At 57.4% G+C, this 17,279-nt stretch carries 13 protein-coding genes and 2 pseudogenes; 10 read left to right on the forward strand and 5 right to left on the reverse strand.

The genetic code is table 11. The features are described 5' to 3' along the window. Nucleotides 1-170: 170 nt before the first annotated feature. The gene (locus J3R84_RS24045) at nucleotides 171-533 is read left to right on the forward strand and encodes a YcgJ family protein (RefSeq protein ID WP_203530028.1); all 363 of its coding nucleotides are present in this window, start codon (nucleotides 171-173) and stop codon (nucleotides 531-533) included. A gap of 476 nt (nucleotides 534-1,009) precedes the next feature. On the opposite strand, the gene J3R84_RS24050 is transcribed toward J3R84_RS24045, so the two are convergent. Further along, the gene (locus J3R84_RS24050) at nucleotides 1,010-1,420 is read right to left on the reverse strand and encodes a pseudoazurin (protein WP_225906570.1); all 411 of its coding nucleotides are present in this window, start codon (nucleotides 1,418-1,420) and stop codon (nucleotides 1,010-1,012) included. 145 nt (nucleotides 1,421-1,565) lie between these two features. Continuing rightward, nucleotides 1,566-2,282: pseudogene (locus J3R84_RS24055) on the reverse strand (methyl-accepting chemotaxis protein); the annotation flags it as partial. Nucleotides 2,283-2,450: 168 nt separating this feature from the next. Here J3R84_RS24055 and J3R84_RS24060 point away from each other — a divergent pair. The 9 genes and pseudogenes from J3R84_RS24060 (at nucleotide 2,451) to J3R84_RS24100 (ending at nucleotide 13,676) form a co-directional block, all read left to right on the forward strand. Continuing rightward, nucleotides 2,451-2,975: a YcnI family copper-binding membrane protein gene (locus tag J3R84_RS24060; RefSeq protein ID WP_203530029.1), complete on the forward strand. Its 525-nt coding sequence runs from the start codon at nucleotides 2,451-2,453 to the stop codon at nucleotides 2,973-2,975. 22 nt (nucleotides 2,976-2,997) lie between these two features. After that, nucleotides 2,998-4,611: a copper resistance CopC/CopD family protein gene (locus J3R84_RS24065; protein WP_203530030.1), complete on the forward strand. Its 1,614-nt coding sequence runs from the start codon at nucleotides 2,998-3,000 to the stop codon at nucleotides 4,609-4,611. 120 nt (nucleotides 4,612-4,731) lie between these two features. Further along, nucleotides 4,732-5,271, forward strand: a complete 540-nt coding sequence (locus tag J3R84_RS24070; RefSeq protein ID WP_057214994.1) for a cytochrome c oxidase subunit 3 — start codon at nucleotides 4,732-4,734, stop codon at nucleotides 5,269-5,271. 231 nt (nucleotides 5,272-5,502) lie between these two features. Continuing rightward, nucleotides 5,503-7,014: an IS21 family transposase gene (istA, locus tag J3R84_RS24075; RefSeq protein WP_373688562.1), complete on the forward strand. Its 1,512-nt coding sequence runs from the start codon at nucleotides 5,503-5,505 to the stop codon at nucleotides 7,012-7,014. A gap of 12 nt (nucleotides 7,015-7,026) precedes the next feature. Further along, nucleotides 7,027-7,782 (forward strand): IS21-like element helper ATPase IstB, encoded by a 756-nt coding sequence (gene istB, locus J3R84_RS24080; protein ID WP_203530155.1) that lies wholly within the window; start codon nucleotides 7,027-7,029, stop codon nucleotides 7,780-7,782. A gap of 96 nt (nucleotides 7,783-7,878) precedes the next feature. After that, the gene (locus tag J3R84_RS24085) at nucleotides 7,879-8,190 is read left to right on the forward strand and encodes a cytochrome C oxidase subunit IV family protein (RefSeq protein WP_207932856.1); all 312 of its coding nucleotides are present in this window, start codon (nucleotides 7,879-7,881) and stop codon (nucleotides 8,188-8,190) included. 577 nt (nucleotides 8,191-8,767) lie between these two features. Next, nucleotides 8,768-9,915: pseudogene (locus J3R84_RS24090) on the forward strand (cytochrome P450). Between the two features lie 289 nt (nucleotides 9,916-10,204). Continuing rightward, complete coding sequence (locus J3R84_RS24095; RefSeq protein ID WP_203530004.1) at nucleotides 10,205-11,440, forward strand: NnrS family protein; 1,236 nt, start codon at nucleotides 10,205-10,207, stop codon at nucleotides 11,438-11,440. 565 nt (nucleotides 11,441-12,005) lie between these two features. Continuing rightward, on the forward strand, nucleotides 12,006-13,676 hold the full coding sequence (locus J3R84_RS24100) for a GMC oxidoreductase (RefSeq protein WP_225906556.1): 1,671 nt from the start codon (nucleotides 12,006-12,008) through the stop codon (nucleotides 13,674-13,676). A gap of 490 nt (nucleotides 13,677-14,166) precedes the next feature. Here J3R84_RS24100 and J3R84_RS24105 read toward each other — a convergent pair whose 3' ends face one another. The 3 genes from J3R84_RS24105 to ugpE all read right to left on the reverse strand — a co-directional run bounded on the left by J3R84_RS24105 (nucleotide 14,167) and on the right by ugpE (nucleotide 17,277). Then, nucleotides 14,167-14,601: a hemerythrin domain-containing protein gene (locus tag J3R84_RS24105; protein WP_203530003.1), complete on the reverse strand. Its 435-nt coding sequence runs from the start codon at nucleotides 14,599-14,601 to the stop codon at nucleotides 14,167-14,169. A 775-nt stretch (nucleotides 14,602-15,376) separates the two neighbouring features. Beyond that, complete coding sequence (locus J3R84_RS24110; RefSeq protein WP_113569344.1) at nucleotides 15,377-16,429, reverse strand: sn-glycerol-3-phosphate import ATP-binding protein UgpC; 1,053 nt, start codon at nucleotides 16,427-16,429, stop codon at nucleotides 15,377-15,379. Then, entirely contained in the window at nucleotides 16,429-17,277 is an 849-nt protein-coding gene (gene ugpE, locus J3R84_RS24115) for a sn-glycerol-3-phosphate ABC transporter permease UgpE (protein WP_025428914.1), read from the reverse strand. Before ugpE ends, J3R84_RS24110 begins: the two co-directional genes overlap by 1 nt. Nucleotides 17,278-17,279: the final 2 nt, after the last annotated feature.

Genomic DNA, 17,279 nt, shown 5'->3' on the forward strand with positions numbered 1-17,279 from the left:
GCCGCGGCTTCGCCAGCATCCTCACCCGTTCGGCACTCGCTGCGCTCCGTTCCCGCATGCGGCCTCCGGACCCGCCCTTCCCATTTCCACCCAATCGGCACGCAAACATGTTTTCGTCCGTTTATCGTTTATTCTTTGAAGAAGAATCACCCACTAAGCGAGGTCCAACTATGAACAAACCGTACTTTTCGATCTCTCTGGCCTTGTTGTTGGCCCTGGGCGTGATGCCCGCTCACGCAAAGCAGCGGGCCACGATCCAATCGCCAGCGTCGGGCGTGCTCTGCGACCGCTACGTGTGCGCCAATGAGAAGGGAATCTCCCGCGAGCTGACGAAAAAATATCTCGGTAAAAAGGCCGGCGCGAACAAGCTGTTCACGACGAGTGATGTTGACCTGACCGAGTTCACCTTTGCCAACGGGATTTTCTGCGACACGAAGGAGCGGCTGTGCCGTGAAGATCGGTACTATGGCGCGAACGGACAGCGCAGCGGGGCCGTCTCCAAGAAATACACCAAGGCGCTGTTTGGCGAATGACCAAAACCGGTCGGTTCCGGTTAAGTGCGAAATGACCCTCTCTCATCATGACCGGCACGGGTCTTGCTCGCTCTAAGCACGGGCATAAGCTGGAAGCTCGCCCAAGGTGTCTCGAGGATTTCCCATCTTGCCTGGATTTCGCGCCACGCCGATCAGGTTGCTATGTGTTATCAGAACTCCCGTGGGTCTATTTCCTCATCGAACCGGTTGGATATGCCGGCTCACATTCCACACAAAACCTGCCAGCTCTCGGACAATCGCGGTGATGACCTTCGGTTGCGGTTTGCAGTCCGCAGAGAGCCACCGGTATCGCTGGCACAGCCTTGCCCGTGCCTTCGAACCGATGGCCCTGATCTCTTCCGGAAGATGTTCGGCCCGCATCCTGTATCGAAGTTCCTCGCGTGCCGGCAGTCGATAGGACCATATGAAAACGCCCACGTTTTGGGAACGTGGGCGTTCAGATCGTCGTGGCGTTGTTACATCGCTCCCGCTGCAATGTCAGCGTCGAGACGATCCCGCGCCTTCTTCGGGAGCTTGGCAGTCTTCACGATTTCGAGGTTGTCCGGAGCGTCGCCGACGACGACAAGAGCGACCATACCCATGCTCATGTGGGGAGCGCATTTGATGGCGTACGCGCCCTTAACATCGAAAGTGATTTTCACCGTTTCGTTCATCTTCCCTTTGAAAGCCTGCGCACCTTCCGGGATGAGGTTGGCGATCGATTCGGCATTGTGAGACTTATCGGTTGGTATAAATGTTACGGTGTCTCCTGGGGCCACTCGAGTAAGTCCCGGCTCGAACACCATCACACCGTCTTTGCCCTTGTTCAGCATGTGTACTTCATAGTCGGCTGCCTGCGATACGGTAGCCATTACCGCCAAAGCCATTGCAGTTCCAATCGTGAGGTTTGCCAGTCGTTTCATAGCTCTTCTCCTGTTCTTGAAGCCGCTTGGCTTCGTTGACGCTGATGTACCGGAGAAGACGCCGTGAACTTTGACTAAACGCAAATAACTCGACGTTCGCGAAAATCGCTCACGCAACGCGTTGCCGTAGTCGCTCTCCTATCCTCGACAGGGGGTTTCCCTCGCGCGAAGACGCCCCTAGAGACCGCGCGTCGGACAGAGTGGCTTCTGTACTTGCGAGCCAGAACCGTTCCACAAGCCCGTGGAGACGGGTTGCTTCTGCAGCCAAGGTCGCGCTTGCGCTATTGGTCTCCTCGACCATTGCGGCGTTCTGTTGGGTTACCTCATCCATTTGGTTGACGGCCGCGTTGACTTGCAGGAGCCCAGCGGATTGCTCATTGGTCGAGGTGGCGATGGCATCCATGTTCAGGTTAATGGCATTAACCTGGCCTTCGATACTTTTGAGGGCTTCCCCGGTGTCCTTAACGAGTTGGACGCCGGTCTCGACATCGATACGAGAGCTGTGGATGAGGTCTTTGATTTCTCGAGCAGCTCCTGCAGACCTTTGCGCGAGTTCACGCACTTCTTGCGCGACGACAGCAAAGCCCTTGCCAGCCTCGCCTGCCCGGGCCGCCTCCACCCCGGCGTTCAATGCAAGAAGAATGGTCTGAAACGAGATTTCGTCAATCACGGCAATTATGCCGGCAATCTGTTTTGATGACTGTTCAATCTTGATCATCGCTACAATCGCTTCGCCGACGATCGTGCCACTCCTGTCGGTGTTTAAGCTGGCTTGCTTGGCGGTGTTGCGCGCTTCGTCGGTCCGCTTTGCCGATTGGGCGACATTTTAGACGAAGGCTGGCTCGCCTCTAAAGCTCTCTTCCTTGACGCAAATCAAAGTTGTCTGGAGCACTCAAGTCTATTTGCTTTTTTAGCGTCGCGGCTGGCGTGACGTCGAAACAATCGGACCGCTTCTCCTTGAATGACAGCGGTCACAGAGTGAAGGAACTACGAGATGTCCATGCTCAAGACTTCGTTGGCCGCCATCTTACTGGCGACCGGAACGGTCTTTCCTGCCATGGCGCACATAACCCTCGACAACGGCAGCGCAAAGGCCGGATCAACCTACAAAGCCATTCTGCGGGTCGGGCACGGTTGTGACGGCAAGGCCACGGTTGCTCTTAGGGTGCGGCTTCCTGAAGGCATTATTTCAGTGAAGCCCATGCCCAAACCCGGTTGGAAAATCGAGAAGACGCTTGGCGAGTATGCGAAAGCGTACGAACTGCACGGTCAGCAACAAACAAGTGGCGTCCGCGAACTGATCTGGTCAGGTGGCAACCTGGCGGACGACGAATACGACGAGTTTGTGTTCCGGGCTTACATCACCGACGCCTTCAAGCCGGGTGCAACTGTCGCGTTTCCCGTCGTCCAGGATTGCGTGGGTGGGGCTACCACAAGGTGGATCGAGGTCCCGACTAACGGGAAGAGCGCTGAGGATTACGAACATCCCGCGCCGACTTTGACCATTATCGAAAAGTGACGACGCTGGCGGGGGCATGGGCATGATCCGTACTTTCGAACTTGCCCGCCCCCGCAACGCTTCTGTGTTGGTATTTCTGGTCACCCTTGCGCTCTGCCTGGTTATGCCTTGGCAGCATGCCTTTGCACACGCAGTCTTGGTCTCCTCCACTCCGGCACAAGGAGAGCGTCTGACCTCCCGGCCGCTTCAACTGTCCCTCCGGTTTTCGGAAGCTGTGACCCGCGTCGACCTCACGCTCGTCGACTGCAATGCGAAACCAGCCAATCTGCCAGCGACGATTTCCGGCAACGACGTCGTGGTCGAGCTCGCCGAGCCGCTAGGGGAGGGCGCTTACGCTCTAAATTGGCGGATCCTTTCCGAAGATGGCCACCCCGTCGCGGCCTCCGTCGTCTTTGCTGTTGGCGCTAGCTACGACATGAGCGAGTTGAAGGATGACACGGGAGGCGCGGAGCGGGTTGCGCTGTTAACACTCGGAACGAAGTTTCTATTCTACCTGGCTTGCCTGTTCGGCATCGGCGGAAGTTTCTTCTCGTTCTGGATCGCGCATAGAGCGCCGACAAGAACCACAATCACTCTTCTATATACCGCGGCGGTATGTGCTGTGTTTCTGATCGGGCTCCTTGCAGTTGAAAACAACGCGTCATGGGCGGCGTTGCTTGGAGCGAAGGCTTGGGCCGACGCACTCGATAGCAGCCTGGCGCGTTCGATATTCTTGGTGGAACTAACGCTCCTACTGGCAGTTTGTGCAAGGCCGCGAGCGATAGCCGGCAAGGCGCTGACGTTTGCATCGCTGGCTTTGATTGGCCCCGCTTTTGCCTTGACGGGACATGCGTCCGGCGCTGGCATTAAATGGCTCTCCTTTGCCGCGGTATCACTTCATGTGACGGCGGTCTGCTTCTGGGCGGGCTCGTTGCCTGGTTTGTGGCATGTTCTAGGGCCCCGCCATCAAGGGCAACGTGACAGTTTACTGAGGTTCTCGGCCGCAATTCCCTACTCGATCGCTGTCATGCTGGTCGCCGGAGGGTATCTCGCCTATGTCCAGGTTGGCTGGCCCCCCGCGATCTTGGGTTTTGATTACGGCAAGGTTCTGCTCGCGAAAGTGACATTGGTGAGCGGCGCACTTGTACTCGGCGCATGGAATCGCCTCGTTCTAACGCCACGTGTCGCGTCGGGCTGCCTTCGTGCGGCCAAAAGCATGAAAAACCTAGTCTCGGTCGAAGTTTTCCTGGTCGTGCTGGTATTGGCCGCCACTTCATTGTGGCGGTTCACACCGCCGCCCCGTGCGCTCTCGCTAAGGCAGCCAATCGCCACAACCGTTCACCTCCAGGATGCCGAAACAATGGCAATGCTGGCGTTCGAAACGACGCCCGATCTGATCTTCAATGCAGAGATATCTCTGTCGACAGCCGAATTTGCCGGCTTGGATCCTCGTGAAGTCACACTTGAGATGTCGTCGGTTGACGGCTCGGTTTCAAAATTCAAGGTGCCTATCCGTCGAGTGTCGCCGGGTTTCTGGAGCGTGCAGCACGTCCCGGTACCCTGCGATTGCGAATGGAACGTCCGCCTCGATCTGCTCATCTCGGATTTTGATCTGGTTAGCTTGCAAAGCCGAGTCAAATTGCTTTCCGGCGGTTGAGCCTCTCCAACCATTTACGATCAGCATCGCGAAACGCGCACTCGGAACGTTCTTTGTGCAAGCACAAAGAACGCCGCGGTGTTTTGTAGCACCAGTGGATAAAGTGGAGATTTCGAGTTCATGGCAGTTGAACTGGCGCAAAGCGACGAACCGAGTGATGATCTGGTGCTCTGGATTCTCGTTTGGAGCGAATTGTTTGCGTTCGGCGTCTTGCTTGGCGGGTTCATGGTGATGTCGTACCTTCACCCGGACAGCTTTTCGCTTGCCAAAATTCATTTGAATGGGCGGCTCGCCAGTCTCAACACGCTCGTATTGATCGCAAGTGGATGGTTGGCGGCGGAGGCGGTGCGTGCGGCGACATACCAAAAGCGAAGGTTCGCCTTGGTCGCATCAGCGATGCTTGGATTTTTGTTCGCAGCGACCAAGGTCGTTGAATACCAAGGCGAGTTACGGTTCATCGGTGACGCGACATTCAATGCCTTCTTCGAACTCTACTTCATGATCACAGGTTTCCATCTCGCGCATGTCGTATTCCTGAGCCTGCTCATGTTGCTGATCGCACGACGGATGGAGCGATCCAATGTGGTGTTGGTTACTACTGTCTGGCACGTGATTGACATCGTCTGGCTGGTAATTTTTCCAGTCATCTATCTGGGGTAGACGATGCAAATGAACAATTCCATATGGCTGCTTGGTTGCGGATTCCGACGTGAAGCCGGCCGCCATTCCGATCAAAGACCGGCCACCATTCCGATCTGAAGCCGGCCACCGTTCCAATCAAAGACCGGCCGGTTTTCGGCACTGAACATTACCTCCTGGGTCAGCAACTTTGGCATCAATTACACCACGACAAACGTGGAGATTTTGATGCCGGCAAAGAGAAGGCTGACCATGAGACAGTTACGACAAATGCTGCGGCTTGCCGGAAGCGGGACGAGCTCCCGCGAGATTGCCGTCGTGTTGGGAATAGCGCGCAGTACGGTGCAGGATAATCTGCGGCGCGCAGCAGCGGTTGGATTGACCTGGCCCTTGCCGGGCGAACTGACCGACGATGCGCTTGCGAACAAGCTCTTCACTCGCAACGGCGTCAAACAGGGCGCGAGGAGACGCGTCGAGCCGAACTGGGCCGATCTTGCTGTCGAGCTCAAGAAGCCTGGTGTCACCTTGCTCATCCTGTGGGAGGAGTATCGTGGCTCGCATCCCGAAGGATATGGCTACAGTCGCTTCTGCGAACTCTTTCGCGGTTTCGAGCAGCGGCTTTCGCCGACGATGCGCCAGGAGCATGCGGCCGGCGACAAGGTGTTCGTCGACTATTCCGGCAAGAAGATCCCGATTGTCGATCGCAAGACCGGCGAGATCCGCGAGGCAGAGATCTTCGTGGCGGTGCTCGGCGCATCCAGCTTCACCTATGCGGACGCGACCTGGACGCAAACGCTCCCCGACTGGATCGGCTCGCATGTCCGGATGTTTCGTTTCTTTGGAGGCGTTCCCCGGCTGATCGTTCCCGACAATCTGAAGTCAGGCGTCAGTCGTGCCAGCTTTTACGATCCCGAGATCAACCGCAGCTACGGCATGATGGCATCGCACTACGCCGTCGGTGTTCTTCCGGCACGGCCGCGACGGCCGAAGGACAAATCGAAAGTCGAGAATGGCGTCCGGTTTGCCCAGTCCTGCATTCTGGGGCGATTGCGCAATCAGACCTTTTTCTCGCTTGCTGAGGCCAATGTTGCCATTGGCCAGGCACTCGATCGCATCAACGGCCACGTCATGCGCCGGTTGGGCGTCAGTCGCCGGCAACTGTTTGAGAGCGTTGAGCGTGCCGCACTCGCAAGTCTTCCGAGCGAAGACTACGAATTCGCCGAATGGCGTTTGGTCCGCGTCTCGACGGATTACCACGTCGAGTTCAAGACTTTCTTTTATTCCGTGCCGCACAGCCTCATTCGCCAGCAGGTCGATCTGAGGGCAACGGCACGCACCATCGAGATCTTCCACCGCGGCAAGCGCATTGCCGTGCATCAGCGCCGCTATGGTGGTCCTCGCCATGGAACTGATCCGGATCATATGCCCAGTTCCCACCGGCGCTATGCCGAGTGGACACCGGATCGCTTTCGGCGCTGGGCCGCATCCATCGGCCCTCAGACCGAAGGGTTGGTCATCGCAATTCTTTCCAGCCGTCCTCATCCCGAACAGGGCTTTCGAACATGCCTGGGTGTCCTGCGGCTGTTTCGCGACATCGAACGCAATCGGGCTGAGGCCGTTTCAGCCCGCGCCGTCGAGATCGGTGGACTGAACTGCAAGAGCATTGCCTCGCTCATCGCCAACCACAAGGCCGCGCGCCATTCCACCGAACCGACCGCCATTATCGATCACGCCAACCTGCGTGGCCCTGATTATTTTCATTGAGGAGACACACCATTGCTGATCAACCCCACCATCGACATGCTGCGCGAACTCGGCCTTTACGGCATGGCAGCCGCTTTCCAGGAGCTCGATGCACAATCAGAAGCACGTGGCCTCGAGCATGCAGAATGGCTTGCCATGTTGCTCGAACGCGAGGCCACCATGCGTCGACAGAAGCGCTTCGAAGCCCGCGCCAGGGCTGCCAAGCTTCGCCACGACGCGCAGATCGAGAATGCCGACTTTCGTGCTGCACGCGGCCTCGATCGCAATCTGTTCATGGCGCTTGCCGGCTGCGACTGGATCCGCAAGCACCACAGTCTTCTCATCACCGGGCCAGCCGGTGTTGGCAAAAGTTGGCTGGCCTGCGCACTCGGCCACAAAGCATGCCGCGAGGATTTCTCCGTCGCCTATCACCGCGTCCCGCGGCTGTTTGCAACTCTTGCCCTTGCAAGGGGCGACGGGCGATACGGCAGGATCCTCAAATCCCTCGCCAAGACCGACCTGCTTATTCTTGATGATTGGGGACCGGAAAAACTCAACGATGATCAGCGGCGTGACCTCCTCGAGATCATCGAAGACCGCTACGAGCGTCGCTCGACAATCGTCACCAGTCAGGTGCCTCTGGATCACTGGTACGAGATCATTGCAAACCCAACGCTCGCCGATGCCATTCTGGATCGCCTCGTTCACAACGCATACCGCATCGATCTGACCGGCGACAGCATGCGAAAACAGCGTCCGCTGGTCGCCGCTGAAACACCTCAAACTTGACCTGAAACAAAACCCGATCCAAACATCAAACAGACCCAGGATCAGTCCGAGAAATGGCCGCCTTCAAATCGGAACGCCGGCCGGAATGAAATCGGAATGACTGGCCGGCTTCAAATCGGAATCAATGGCCGGCTTCATCGGAATACGCAGCTTGGTCGTGCCGCAAAACTACTGTTGCTTGCAATCATCGCCGCTCTTATCTCGGCTCAATGGAAGCACGAAGCTGTTCCGTTCACAGCTTTCGGCGTCATTCTGATCCTAACCGTCATCAAATCGCGCTGGGTGGTGGTCTACTTTATGGGGCTGCGTGATCTACGCCCTCGATTATCGATGGCACTCGTCGGGTGGTCCGCATTCTTCGCGGTCGCCGCAGGCACAAAGGCGCTACTCGCGACATATGGCTCCTGAGTAGGGGCCATGGACGGGTGAAAGAGGTCCACACTCACGCCGTGCCACACATGCCGGGAAGGGCGATCTGGTATCAGATGCCAAGTCAAGGACGGGCGGTTCGCCCCTGAATCCCGAGCGATATCTGGTGCATGGTCGACTATGCTGCCAAACAATTGGCTGACGATCGGGACTTGTCACGGCAGCGGGGAAGCTTCGCCAGGTTGTGCTTCGCGTTTGAATTTTCGCTGCCCAGACGACAGTCTCGAATAGTTGGCGCGGCCGGATCTCAATTCGAAAGAATATCATGGAGCGAAAGGGGTTCTCGCATCGGGCTGGCGGAGACTTCAAGATCCAATTCACGCCAACGAAGCTTGCTACGCCCGGGTCTTCTCCAGCCCGGGTGGTCGGAGCCGTAATGGGGGAACTCACCATATCGAGCGAAAATTGGGCTTCAAAATACTGGAGCGTGCGCAAACTATTTGAGTGACGACAAAGAACGCGCCTGCCGCTGATGCACATATGGGCATATATTGGCGGAAAGGGCGCATGAATGGAATCGGCAGCGGGAGAGGCTTCCAACCAGCACAAGTCTTCTATGGAGACAGTCTCCGATTGGGATCCCCGCAGTCGCGAGGTTCTAGCCAATCAGATCCAGGCCTACGACCAGATGCGCGAGGCTTGCCCGGTGGCCTATAGCGACTACCTCGGATGGTCGCTTTTCCGCCATACGGATGTCTTGCAGGTACTGAACGATCACGAAACCTACAGCAACGTTGTTTCACGCCACCCGTCAGTTCCCAACGGAATGGATCCGCCTGAACATACACACTACCGGCAGATGATCGAGCCCTACTTCGCGGTGGAGCGGATTGAGGCCTTCGAGCCGGCATGCCGCTGGATTGCTCGCGATCTGGTCGCCTCACTCAAGAAAGATCCGTCCAGCGAATTCATGATGGGATTTGCTGAACCATATGCCATACGAATCCAGTGTGGCTTCTTGGGTTGGCCCCGATCATTGCACGAACCATTACGGCAATGGGTCCGGAAGAACCGCGAGGCGACGCTGGTCCGCGATGCGAATGCCCTTGCGTCCATAGCGCTCGAATTCGATGGCTATATCCGATCACAGCTGGAAATACGCCAGCAGGCCGGCGCTGCAGCACCGGACGATATCACCACCAGCTTGGTGCGGCAGGCCGTTGATGGACGGCTGCTCCGGCCTGCGGAGATCGTTAGTATCTTGCGCAACTGGACCGTGGGCGAACTGGGTACCATCTCTGCCTGCGTCGGGATCATTGTCCATTTCCTTGCGGAACATCCCGAAGTCCAATCACAGCTACGCCGTGACAGGGCTTTCCTTCCGCAAGCCGTGGACGAAATACTTCGTCTCCATGGACCATTGATTTCCAATCGGCGCGTTGCTTCTCGATCTGTGGCAATCGGTAAGCGGACGATCAAGGCAGGGGAAAGGATGACAGTGATTGGGCATCAGCAAACCGTGACGGTGCAGTGTTCGAGGATGCGGACCAGTTCCGTCCCGATCGGGATCAGTCGCAAAATCTGCTCTATGGCGCGGGGATCCATATCTGCCCCGGCGCAGCATTGGCAAGGATGCAACTGAGGGTCGTCTTGGACGAACTGCTTAGCGGCATCGGGAACTTTGTCCTTCCTCTCGGTACCGAGGCTATCCGTGCGGTCTACCCTGCAGGCGGGTACGCATCATTTAACCTGCAAATCAATTGATGCTTCCGTTGGGCTGCAGTCTGCCCTCCGCACGAGCGAACACCATCGTGGTCGGTAGTGCAGGTTTGGGAACAGACCAAGACCGGAACAATGGCTCGGCAAGACGGCAGCTCCGATCTCGGCAAAATTGGCGGGCGCTGGAATCCTCTCACCGCGACGGCGTCTGCACTGCGTTCGATACCGGACGGTGCAACTCAACTGACGATCGGGTGATGCATGCACATTTTGAGAACGCAGGACGGCTTGCGCGCTTTGGGGCTCAATCCAAGAGGGGCATTTGATATCAGGGGTGGTCAATTCGAAGTCTATTTGGCAGGCACCCTACCGACCGCTGTTTTTTCTCGCCGGACTTTGGGCGCTCGTCGTACCCCTTGTCTGGATCCTCCCGGAAGAAATCGCGCTGGAAAGAGTCAGTTGGCATAGTAGCGAGCTTTTGTTCGGCATGGCCGGTGCTGCGGTAGGGGGCTATCTCCTTACGGTCTTGCCCGCGTGGACGAAGAGAGGTCCCGTCCCACCTGCGGTCACAATAATTGCTTCTTCCCTTTGGTGCACTGCCCGGCTCACGGCAGCATTCTCTATGCATTTCCCGCATCTCGCATCTGTCATCGGGGCATCTGCATATTTCGTGTTCTTGGCGGCTGTCCTGGCGGTTGCGTTGTTAAAGGCCGCGGCGTGGCACCGCCTGTGGGCACCACTCGGAGCGGCCGCACTTGGAATTAGCGCCGCGCTCTCCAACGTTTACGGCTTGAACTCGATAGGTTCGCCGTGGGGGATTTATAGCCTGTTGATCACCGCGATTGGTGGACGCGCCGTGCCTGCCTTCACGCGGCATTGGCTCGTCCGGACCGGGACACAGACCCCCTTTCGTGATCGGCCGGCATTTTCGTATCTGGCGATCCTGGGTATTCTGGCCGCCATTTGTATTCGAGGCGCGATCCAAAACATATCCGGCTACCTGTTGATGCTTTCAGGCGCTGTGTTGTTGCTGCAAATGGCGAGTTGGCAAAGCCTCAAGGCCGCGCGGTATCCGGCACTGTTTATCCTGCATATCGCCTTCGCCTGGATGCCGGCGGCGCTCATCCTGAACGGCGTTGCTATTATCTTTCCCGCCCAGTTCCCACCGCTCGCCGCCCTGCATGCAATGACGATGGGAGCTATGGGAACGATGATCGCCGCCTTCATGATGCGGTCGGCCTCGGTTCGTAACGGTGAGAGGCTGATCCTCAGCAGGCCCACGACTTGCGCGTTCAGGCTTCTATCTGTCTCCGCTTTGCTGCGTGTTTTTGGCGACGGCATGAGTGCCGCGAATTTCGAACCCGTTGTTGCCGCGGCGGTCTGCTGGATGGCCGCGTGGGCTCTCTTCATGATGGTCTTTGTTCAGGCGATGAGCCGTCCTGTGCCCAGACCGGTCTTTAGTGCGGCCAGCCGCAATCAGGCTTACGGCAAGCGGGAAAGTGACGTTCGACCTTACTTGCAGAACACGGCAAACCGGTGCGCGGTGGGTCGGCCAATTAACGAGGCCTAACACAGCATGCCAGGCGCAAGCGATTGTGGCGAGCCTGCTGTTATTGTCGGTCGCATGGCTTCTGTCGGTCAAAACAAGAAGGTCGCTCGACGGCTCCGCCTGAAGGTGGCCACCCGCCATCGCTGCCGATCGTTGCGTCTACGGCTTAACCTCTCAAAGGCCGGTCCTTGGAAAGGGGTGAGGCTCTAAAGCGTCCTGGCGGTGATCCAGAGTTGGGCAGCCGCTTCCGCAGTGGCAAGCCCTTGTCGAAGCGGTGCAACAACCAGCACCCCTTACCTTCAGCAAGTTGACGCGAACGGCTTTGATCCAACGCAACGTTCTCTCCATCCAGGGCTGTAAACTGTGAGGCAAAGAGGACGGAGGAACCGATGCGAAAGAGCGTCCAGGATGGGGTTAGCCGCAACTGCGTATTTACTCGCAAGCCAAAAGGGATGCGCTTTGCCGATAGGGTGCAGCGCTTCGCTTATCGATCATTGTGCACAGGTTGGACTTCCGTTTCCTCGAAGAGAACTCCCCTTAGATGAGGATAAGGCGGCTTTCGGAGTTTGACGACAACTCCATCATCATGGCGGATATCGTAATCGTGGGGGCTGGCCCTGTGGGCCTGACAATAGCCGAGGAGTGTTCCAGGGCGGGAAGGAAGGTCGTCGTCGTCGAAAGCGGGCTTGAACTCGAAAGTCCCGAGCATTCTGCGCTCAATGAAGTTGAGAACGTCGGTGAGCTTCGAACAGAAGCACAGATCCGCAAGAGGATAGAATTTCATGGTTCGCAAGCCAAGTTCTGGTCACCTGACGTACAGCCCTATGGCGTGCGATGCCGTGGCCTTGGCGGATCCACACACGCATGGGCGGGAAAGTCGGCCCCATTTGATGCGCTAGACTTTCAGGCTCGAAGCTGGGTGCCCTATTCCGGCTGGCCAGTCGATCACGAACACATCGTGCCCTATCTCCTTCGTGCAATGAAGGTCCTCAACCTATGTCCAAAGGCACTGCCGGAACGTTTTGACAACGAAGGGCTACGTTCATTCTACTGGCAGTTTGCTCGCTCTCGCGTCGATCGCCTTGACATAATGCGCTTCGGACGAGAGTTCCTGGCCCGCCGGCCGACCAATACGGATGTTCTTCTCGACGCGACAGTGAGCCGCGTGGGTGTGAACGGCGATGGATCCCAGTTTTCGCGCATCGATGTCGTCAGTGTTGGGGGCAAGCGCGCGCGCATTGAGGCCACGATTTGCGTGCTGGCTGCTGGCGGGATTGAGAATGCCCGGTTGTTGCTAGCGTCCACTGATGTCTTTTCGCAAGGAATCGGCAATCACTACGATGTCGTCGGGCGATTTCTCATGGACCACGTTGCGGCACGCGTGGGGCGGATCCCGACCGATCGAATGGCAGCGCTCACAAAGCTCTTCGGCTTCTATGGAGTTCACCACGAAAATCGCGCGCACATGTTCGCCCATGGTCTTGCTCTAACCGCTGCTGCCCAGGAACGCGAACAGATATCGAATGCCGCTGTCTTTTTCTCGACAGAACGTGCACCAGACGATCCATGGGTCGCCTTGAAGAGGCTGTTGCGTTCGCGCAGCGACAATGTCGGACGTGATGTTCTTTCCGTTGCCGCCGGTTCGGGATTCATCGCCAGGGGGATTGGTATGAAGATCCTTTCGGACCACCGCACACCCAAGGTCTTCAAGGATCTTATCGTCAACACGGCGATTATGATTTCGCCAAATCTCGTCGCCGACGAGTTCCAGTCCCGGGGTCTGCCTCACAAGTTGTCTGGGTTGCGCATAGAAGCGATCTGCGAACAGGCTCCAAATCCGGCGAGCAGGGTCAGCCTCAGCGAGCGGAAGGACAAGTTCGGCGTACCGCTCGCCAAGATCGATTGGCGCATTAGCGATCTCGAATACAAAACGTTGCTCAGGATTGCCGAATTATCGCATGAAGCTCTCGCCCGTGCTGAGCTCCCCACCCCGAAACTAGAACCTTGGGTCACAGAACGGCGCACACAGGATCTCGTCATCATCGATATGGCGCACACGCTTGGAACGACGCGCATGTCGACGAGCCCAAAAACTGGTGTCGTCGACCTTCATTGCAGAGTTCATGGCATCAACAACTTGTACATTGCCGGCGGCTCGGTGTTTCCAACCAGCGGTCACGCCAATCCGACGTTGACGATCCTTGCTCTTGCAATCCGGTTGGCCGATCATCTGAATTCGGAACTGGAGCGAGGCTAAGGGCAAGGAAATGCGCTCAGTCTCCGCCGCGGGCGCATATCGCCTTTGATGGCGTGACACCTATCAAGTTTACTCTTTCCCAGACGTCCCCGTTTGCCCCCGGCACCGCTCGACAGCCGTCCCGTAACCCCACCTGCACCGCCAACATCACGGTCAGAACATGTCCGACCAGATGGGACGGGCGGCAGTTCGTTGGGGGGGAGGAAGTCCCGGAGTATCACCGAGGCGAGTGCCATGGCTCGCTGCTGTCGAGCACGGCGGAAACGATCTCATCCTAGGGCGTGCGCTGGTGTAAATCAGCGCTTGGCCTGCCCGGCGCTGGCCGGGGTTGCAGAGGGTAGGCCAAGTAGTCGAGTGACGTCGACTTGAAGCGCCGCGAGCCGGGGTGCCGACAAGAAGTCGGGCCACCGGAGATTGCCCGACCCGCATAGTGGTGCGCCAGTACCGCGATTGATTGATCCGTTCTTGGCCATGTCGCGACAAGCGCGCGTTACTGAAAAATCTCGCGAGCTTCGGACTTAGCCGCTAACAGCGCCTCCATGAGAAGGCTCTCGGCGTGAATATGCCGGCGGAGCGCTTCCTGGAAGCCGTGCAGTAGACGGGCAATGGTGTCTGGCCCGAGATCAGACCGGCCATCGGCCAGCGCGCAAAAGAGGAGTGAGAGTTCCTCTGCCGCCAGCCGGTCGCAGCGATGATCAGCCTTCAGCCTTTCGATGGCCTTGGCGGCGAAGAGCGAACCCGCGTTGCGATCGAAATCGGGAAAGAGAGTATGCTCTTCGAGGTCATGAACTTCCTTCAGAATTGCTGGGATCGACTGCGCAAGCTCACGAACTGGTTCGCTCGCGCTCATCTCGATGTCCGCGGCAACCTCCTCGAGCCGAAGGCAAATCGTGAGCAGTTCACGGTGGAGCGTTTCCAGGCGCATGATATCTGCAGCGCCAAGCGGGCGCGACGTTGCGTTCAACTCCACCTCCCATCACCTTAAGAATGCCACCATCCTGGTAGCGGTCGTCGCCTCGGCCGCAAGCGTTCGAACTCCCTGGGTGCCATCCAGCACGTTGAAGTCTCATGCTCGACTACCTGTTCGGATATGACGATCTCCATTCTTCCCCATCATGCCGCCTGCGCCGACGCTTCTCATTGCGCAGGCGCAAAGACTGGGCCACTCTCGACCGTTCGACATGGTCCTTGGACACCGGAGTTACTTTTTGTTTTCGGTCGCTGGCCGTCGGAGGCGACGATCGAGAGGCCCATCGCGCATCGTGATGCCGCTACAGTCCGGCATCCCACAATCTGAAATTCCTGCGTTGCCGAAGAGCAGCATCGCGAGCTCCCGGAGTTCCTGCCGTGCAACCAGCAGCGTTCGCTGCTTGGTTTAATATATTCAAAGAAGTCTATGTAAAGGCGAGATATTCCTGGCAACTATCGCCCCAGAGACTTGATGTGGCTGGTTGGCCGCATCGATGCACTCATTGGTCTCGTGGAAAGCGTCCGCAGCACCGACCTCGAAAACCTAAGGTACAGACCGACAGCTCATTTGGCACTGTGGAATAACTAGTAATATCAGCTGATTATCCGAACCTGTTGATCTAGAAAATCATCGCCTGCGATACAAGACACGCGGAACGATCGCTCCATTCCGCCGCCGAGGCAAGGCTCATTGATTTTGGCGAGGTTGGGAAGCCGCAAAGCACGTGTTTTTAGGACACGCGCTTGCCCCTATCGTCAAACACATGCAGGTCCTTGGCCAGCGCGCCGACGGTCACATGATCGTCGATCTGCCTCACCGATCGCCCTGGGACTCGGAACACAAGATCCTGGCCATTGGAGAATTTGCCATGCACATAACTCTCCGCTCCAACGAGTTCGATGCTGTCGATGCGGACCTTGGCGGTGAAATCAAAGTCCGGAGCGGTGGGTTCACTGACAACGAGGTCTTCCGGTCGGATGCCGATCGTAAATGCGCCTGCTGGTTTGGGCACATTGGGCGAGATCGACCAGCCCTCAAGAGTTTCAGCATGTTTGAGCAGGTTCATCGACGGTGAACCGATGAACGTTGCGACAAAAGTCGTTGCCGGTTTTTCGTAGAGTTCGATCGGTGATCCGACCTGCTCGATCTGTCCGCCATTGACCACGACCAGCTTGTCGGCAAGCGTCATCGCCTCCATCTGGTCATGCGTGACGTAAACGCTGGTCGTGCCAAGAGACCGCTGCAAGCGCTTGATTTCGATCCGCATCTGCCCTCTCAACTTGGCGTCGAGATTGGACAGTGGCTCGTCGAACAAGAACGCGGCCGGTTCACGCACGATCGCCCGCCCCATGGCCACGCGCTGGCGCTGGCCACCGGACAACTGGCGTGGTTTGCGGTGGAGATACTGCTCGATCTCCAGGGTCTTGGCGGCAATCGCGATACGACGCTCGATCTCGTCCTTCGGCGTGTTGCGGTTCTTCAGCCCGTAGGCAAGGTTCTGATGCACGGTCATATGCGGGTAGAGCGCGTAGTTCTGAAACACCATCGCAATGTCCCGCTCAGCGGGTTCCAGATCATTGACTGTTCTGTTGCCGATGACGATCTCGCCGGAGCTGATGCTTTCGAGACCCGCAATCATGCGCAGAAGCGTGGACTTTCCACATCCAGATGGGCCGACGAGAACGACGAGTTCGCCATCATCGATCTGCAGCGAGACTCCCTTGATCGCCTCGATATTGCCGCCATAGACCTTGCGGACGTTGTTCAGGGTAATTTGAGCCATTACTTCTCAGTCTCCACAAGACCTTTGACGAACCAGCGCTGCATCAGCACGACGACGAGGATCGGCGGGATGATCGCGAGGATCGCGGTTACCATCACATAGTTCCAGGGCGTCGAGGCGTCGGTGAAATCGACCATGCGACGCAGGCCGATGATGATGGTGTTCATCTTCGCGTCGTTCGTTACCAGCAACGGCCAGAGATACTGGGTCCAGCCATAGATGAAGAGAATGACGAACAGCGCGGCGATGTTGGTTTTTGAAAGCGGAAGCAGGATGTCACGCATGAAGCGAAAGGGGCCGGCATTGTCGATGCGCGCCGCTTCCACCAGTTCGCCCGGGATCGTCAGAAAGAACTGCCGGAAAAGAAAGGTCGCCGTTGCCGAAGCCATCAAAGGCAGCGTCAGGCCAGCATAGGTATCGATCAACCCGAGGTCGACGATCACCTTGTAAGTGGGCAGGATGCGCACCTCGACCGGCAGCATCAGCGTAATGAAGATCATCCAGAAGAAGACCATCTTCAGCGGAAAGCGAAAGAAAACGATCGCGAAGGCCGAGAGGAACGAGATGACGATTTTGCCGACGGCGATGGCAATCGCAACGACCGTCGAATTGAACAAGAGCCGCTCAAGGCTGACGCCGACCACGCGCTCGACGCCGCCAGACATCGCCTCCGTATAGTTCTCGCTCAGTTGATCGCCGAGGGTCAAGGACATCGGCGGACGGATGATCTCGACCGACGTCCGGCTGGAGGCGACGAAGGTGTAGTAGATCGGAAAGGCGACGATAATGACGCCGATGATCAGCACGAGATGGCCGATGAAATTGGCGATGGGACGTTTTTCAATCATCG

It is taken from the genome of Ensifer canadensis (genome assembly GCF_017488845.2).
Taxonomy (GTDB): Bacteria; Pseudomonadota; Alphaproteobacteria; order Rhizobiales; family Rhizobiaceae; genus Ensifer; species Ensifer canadensis.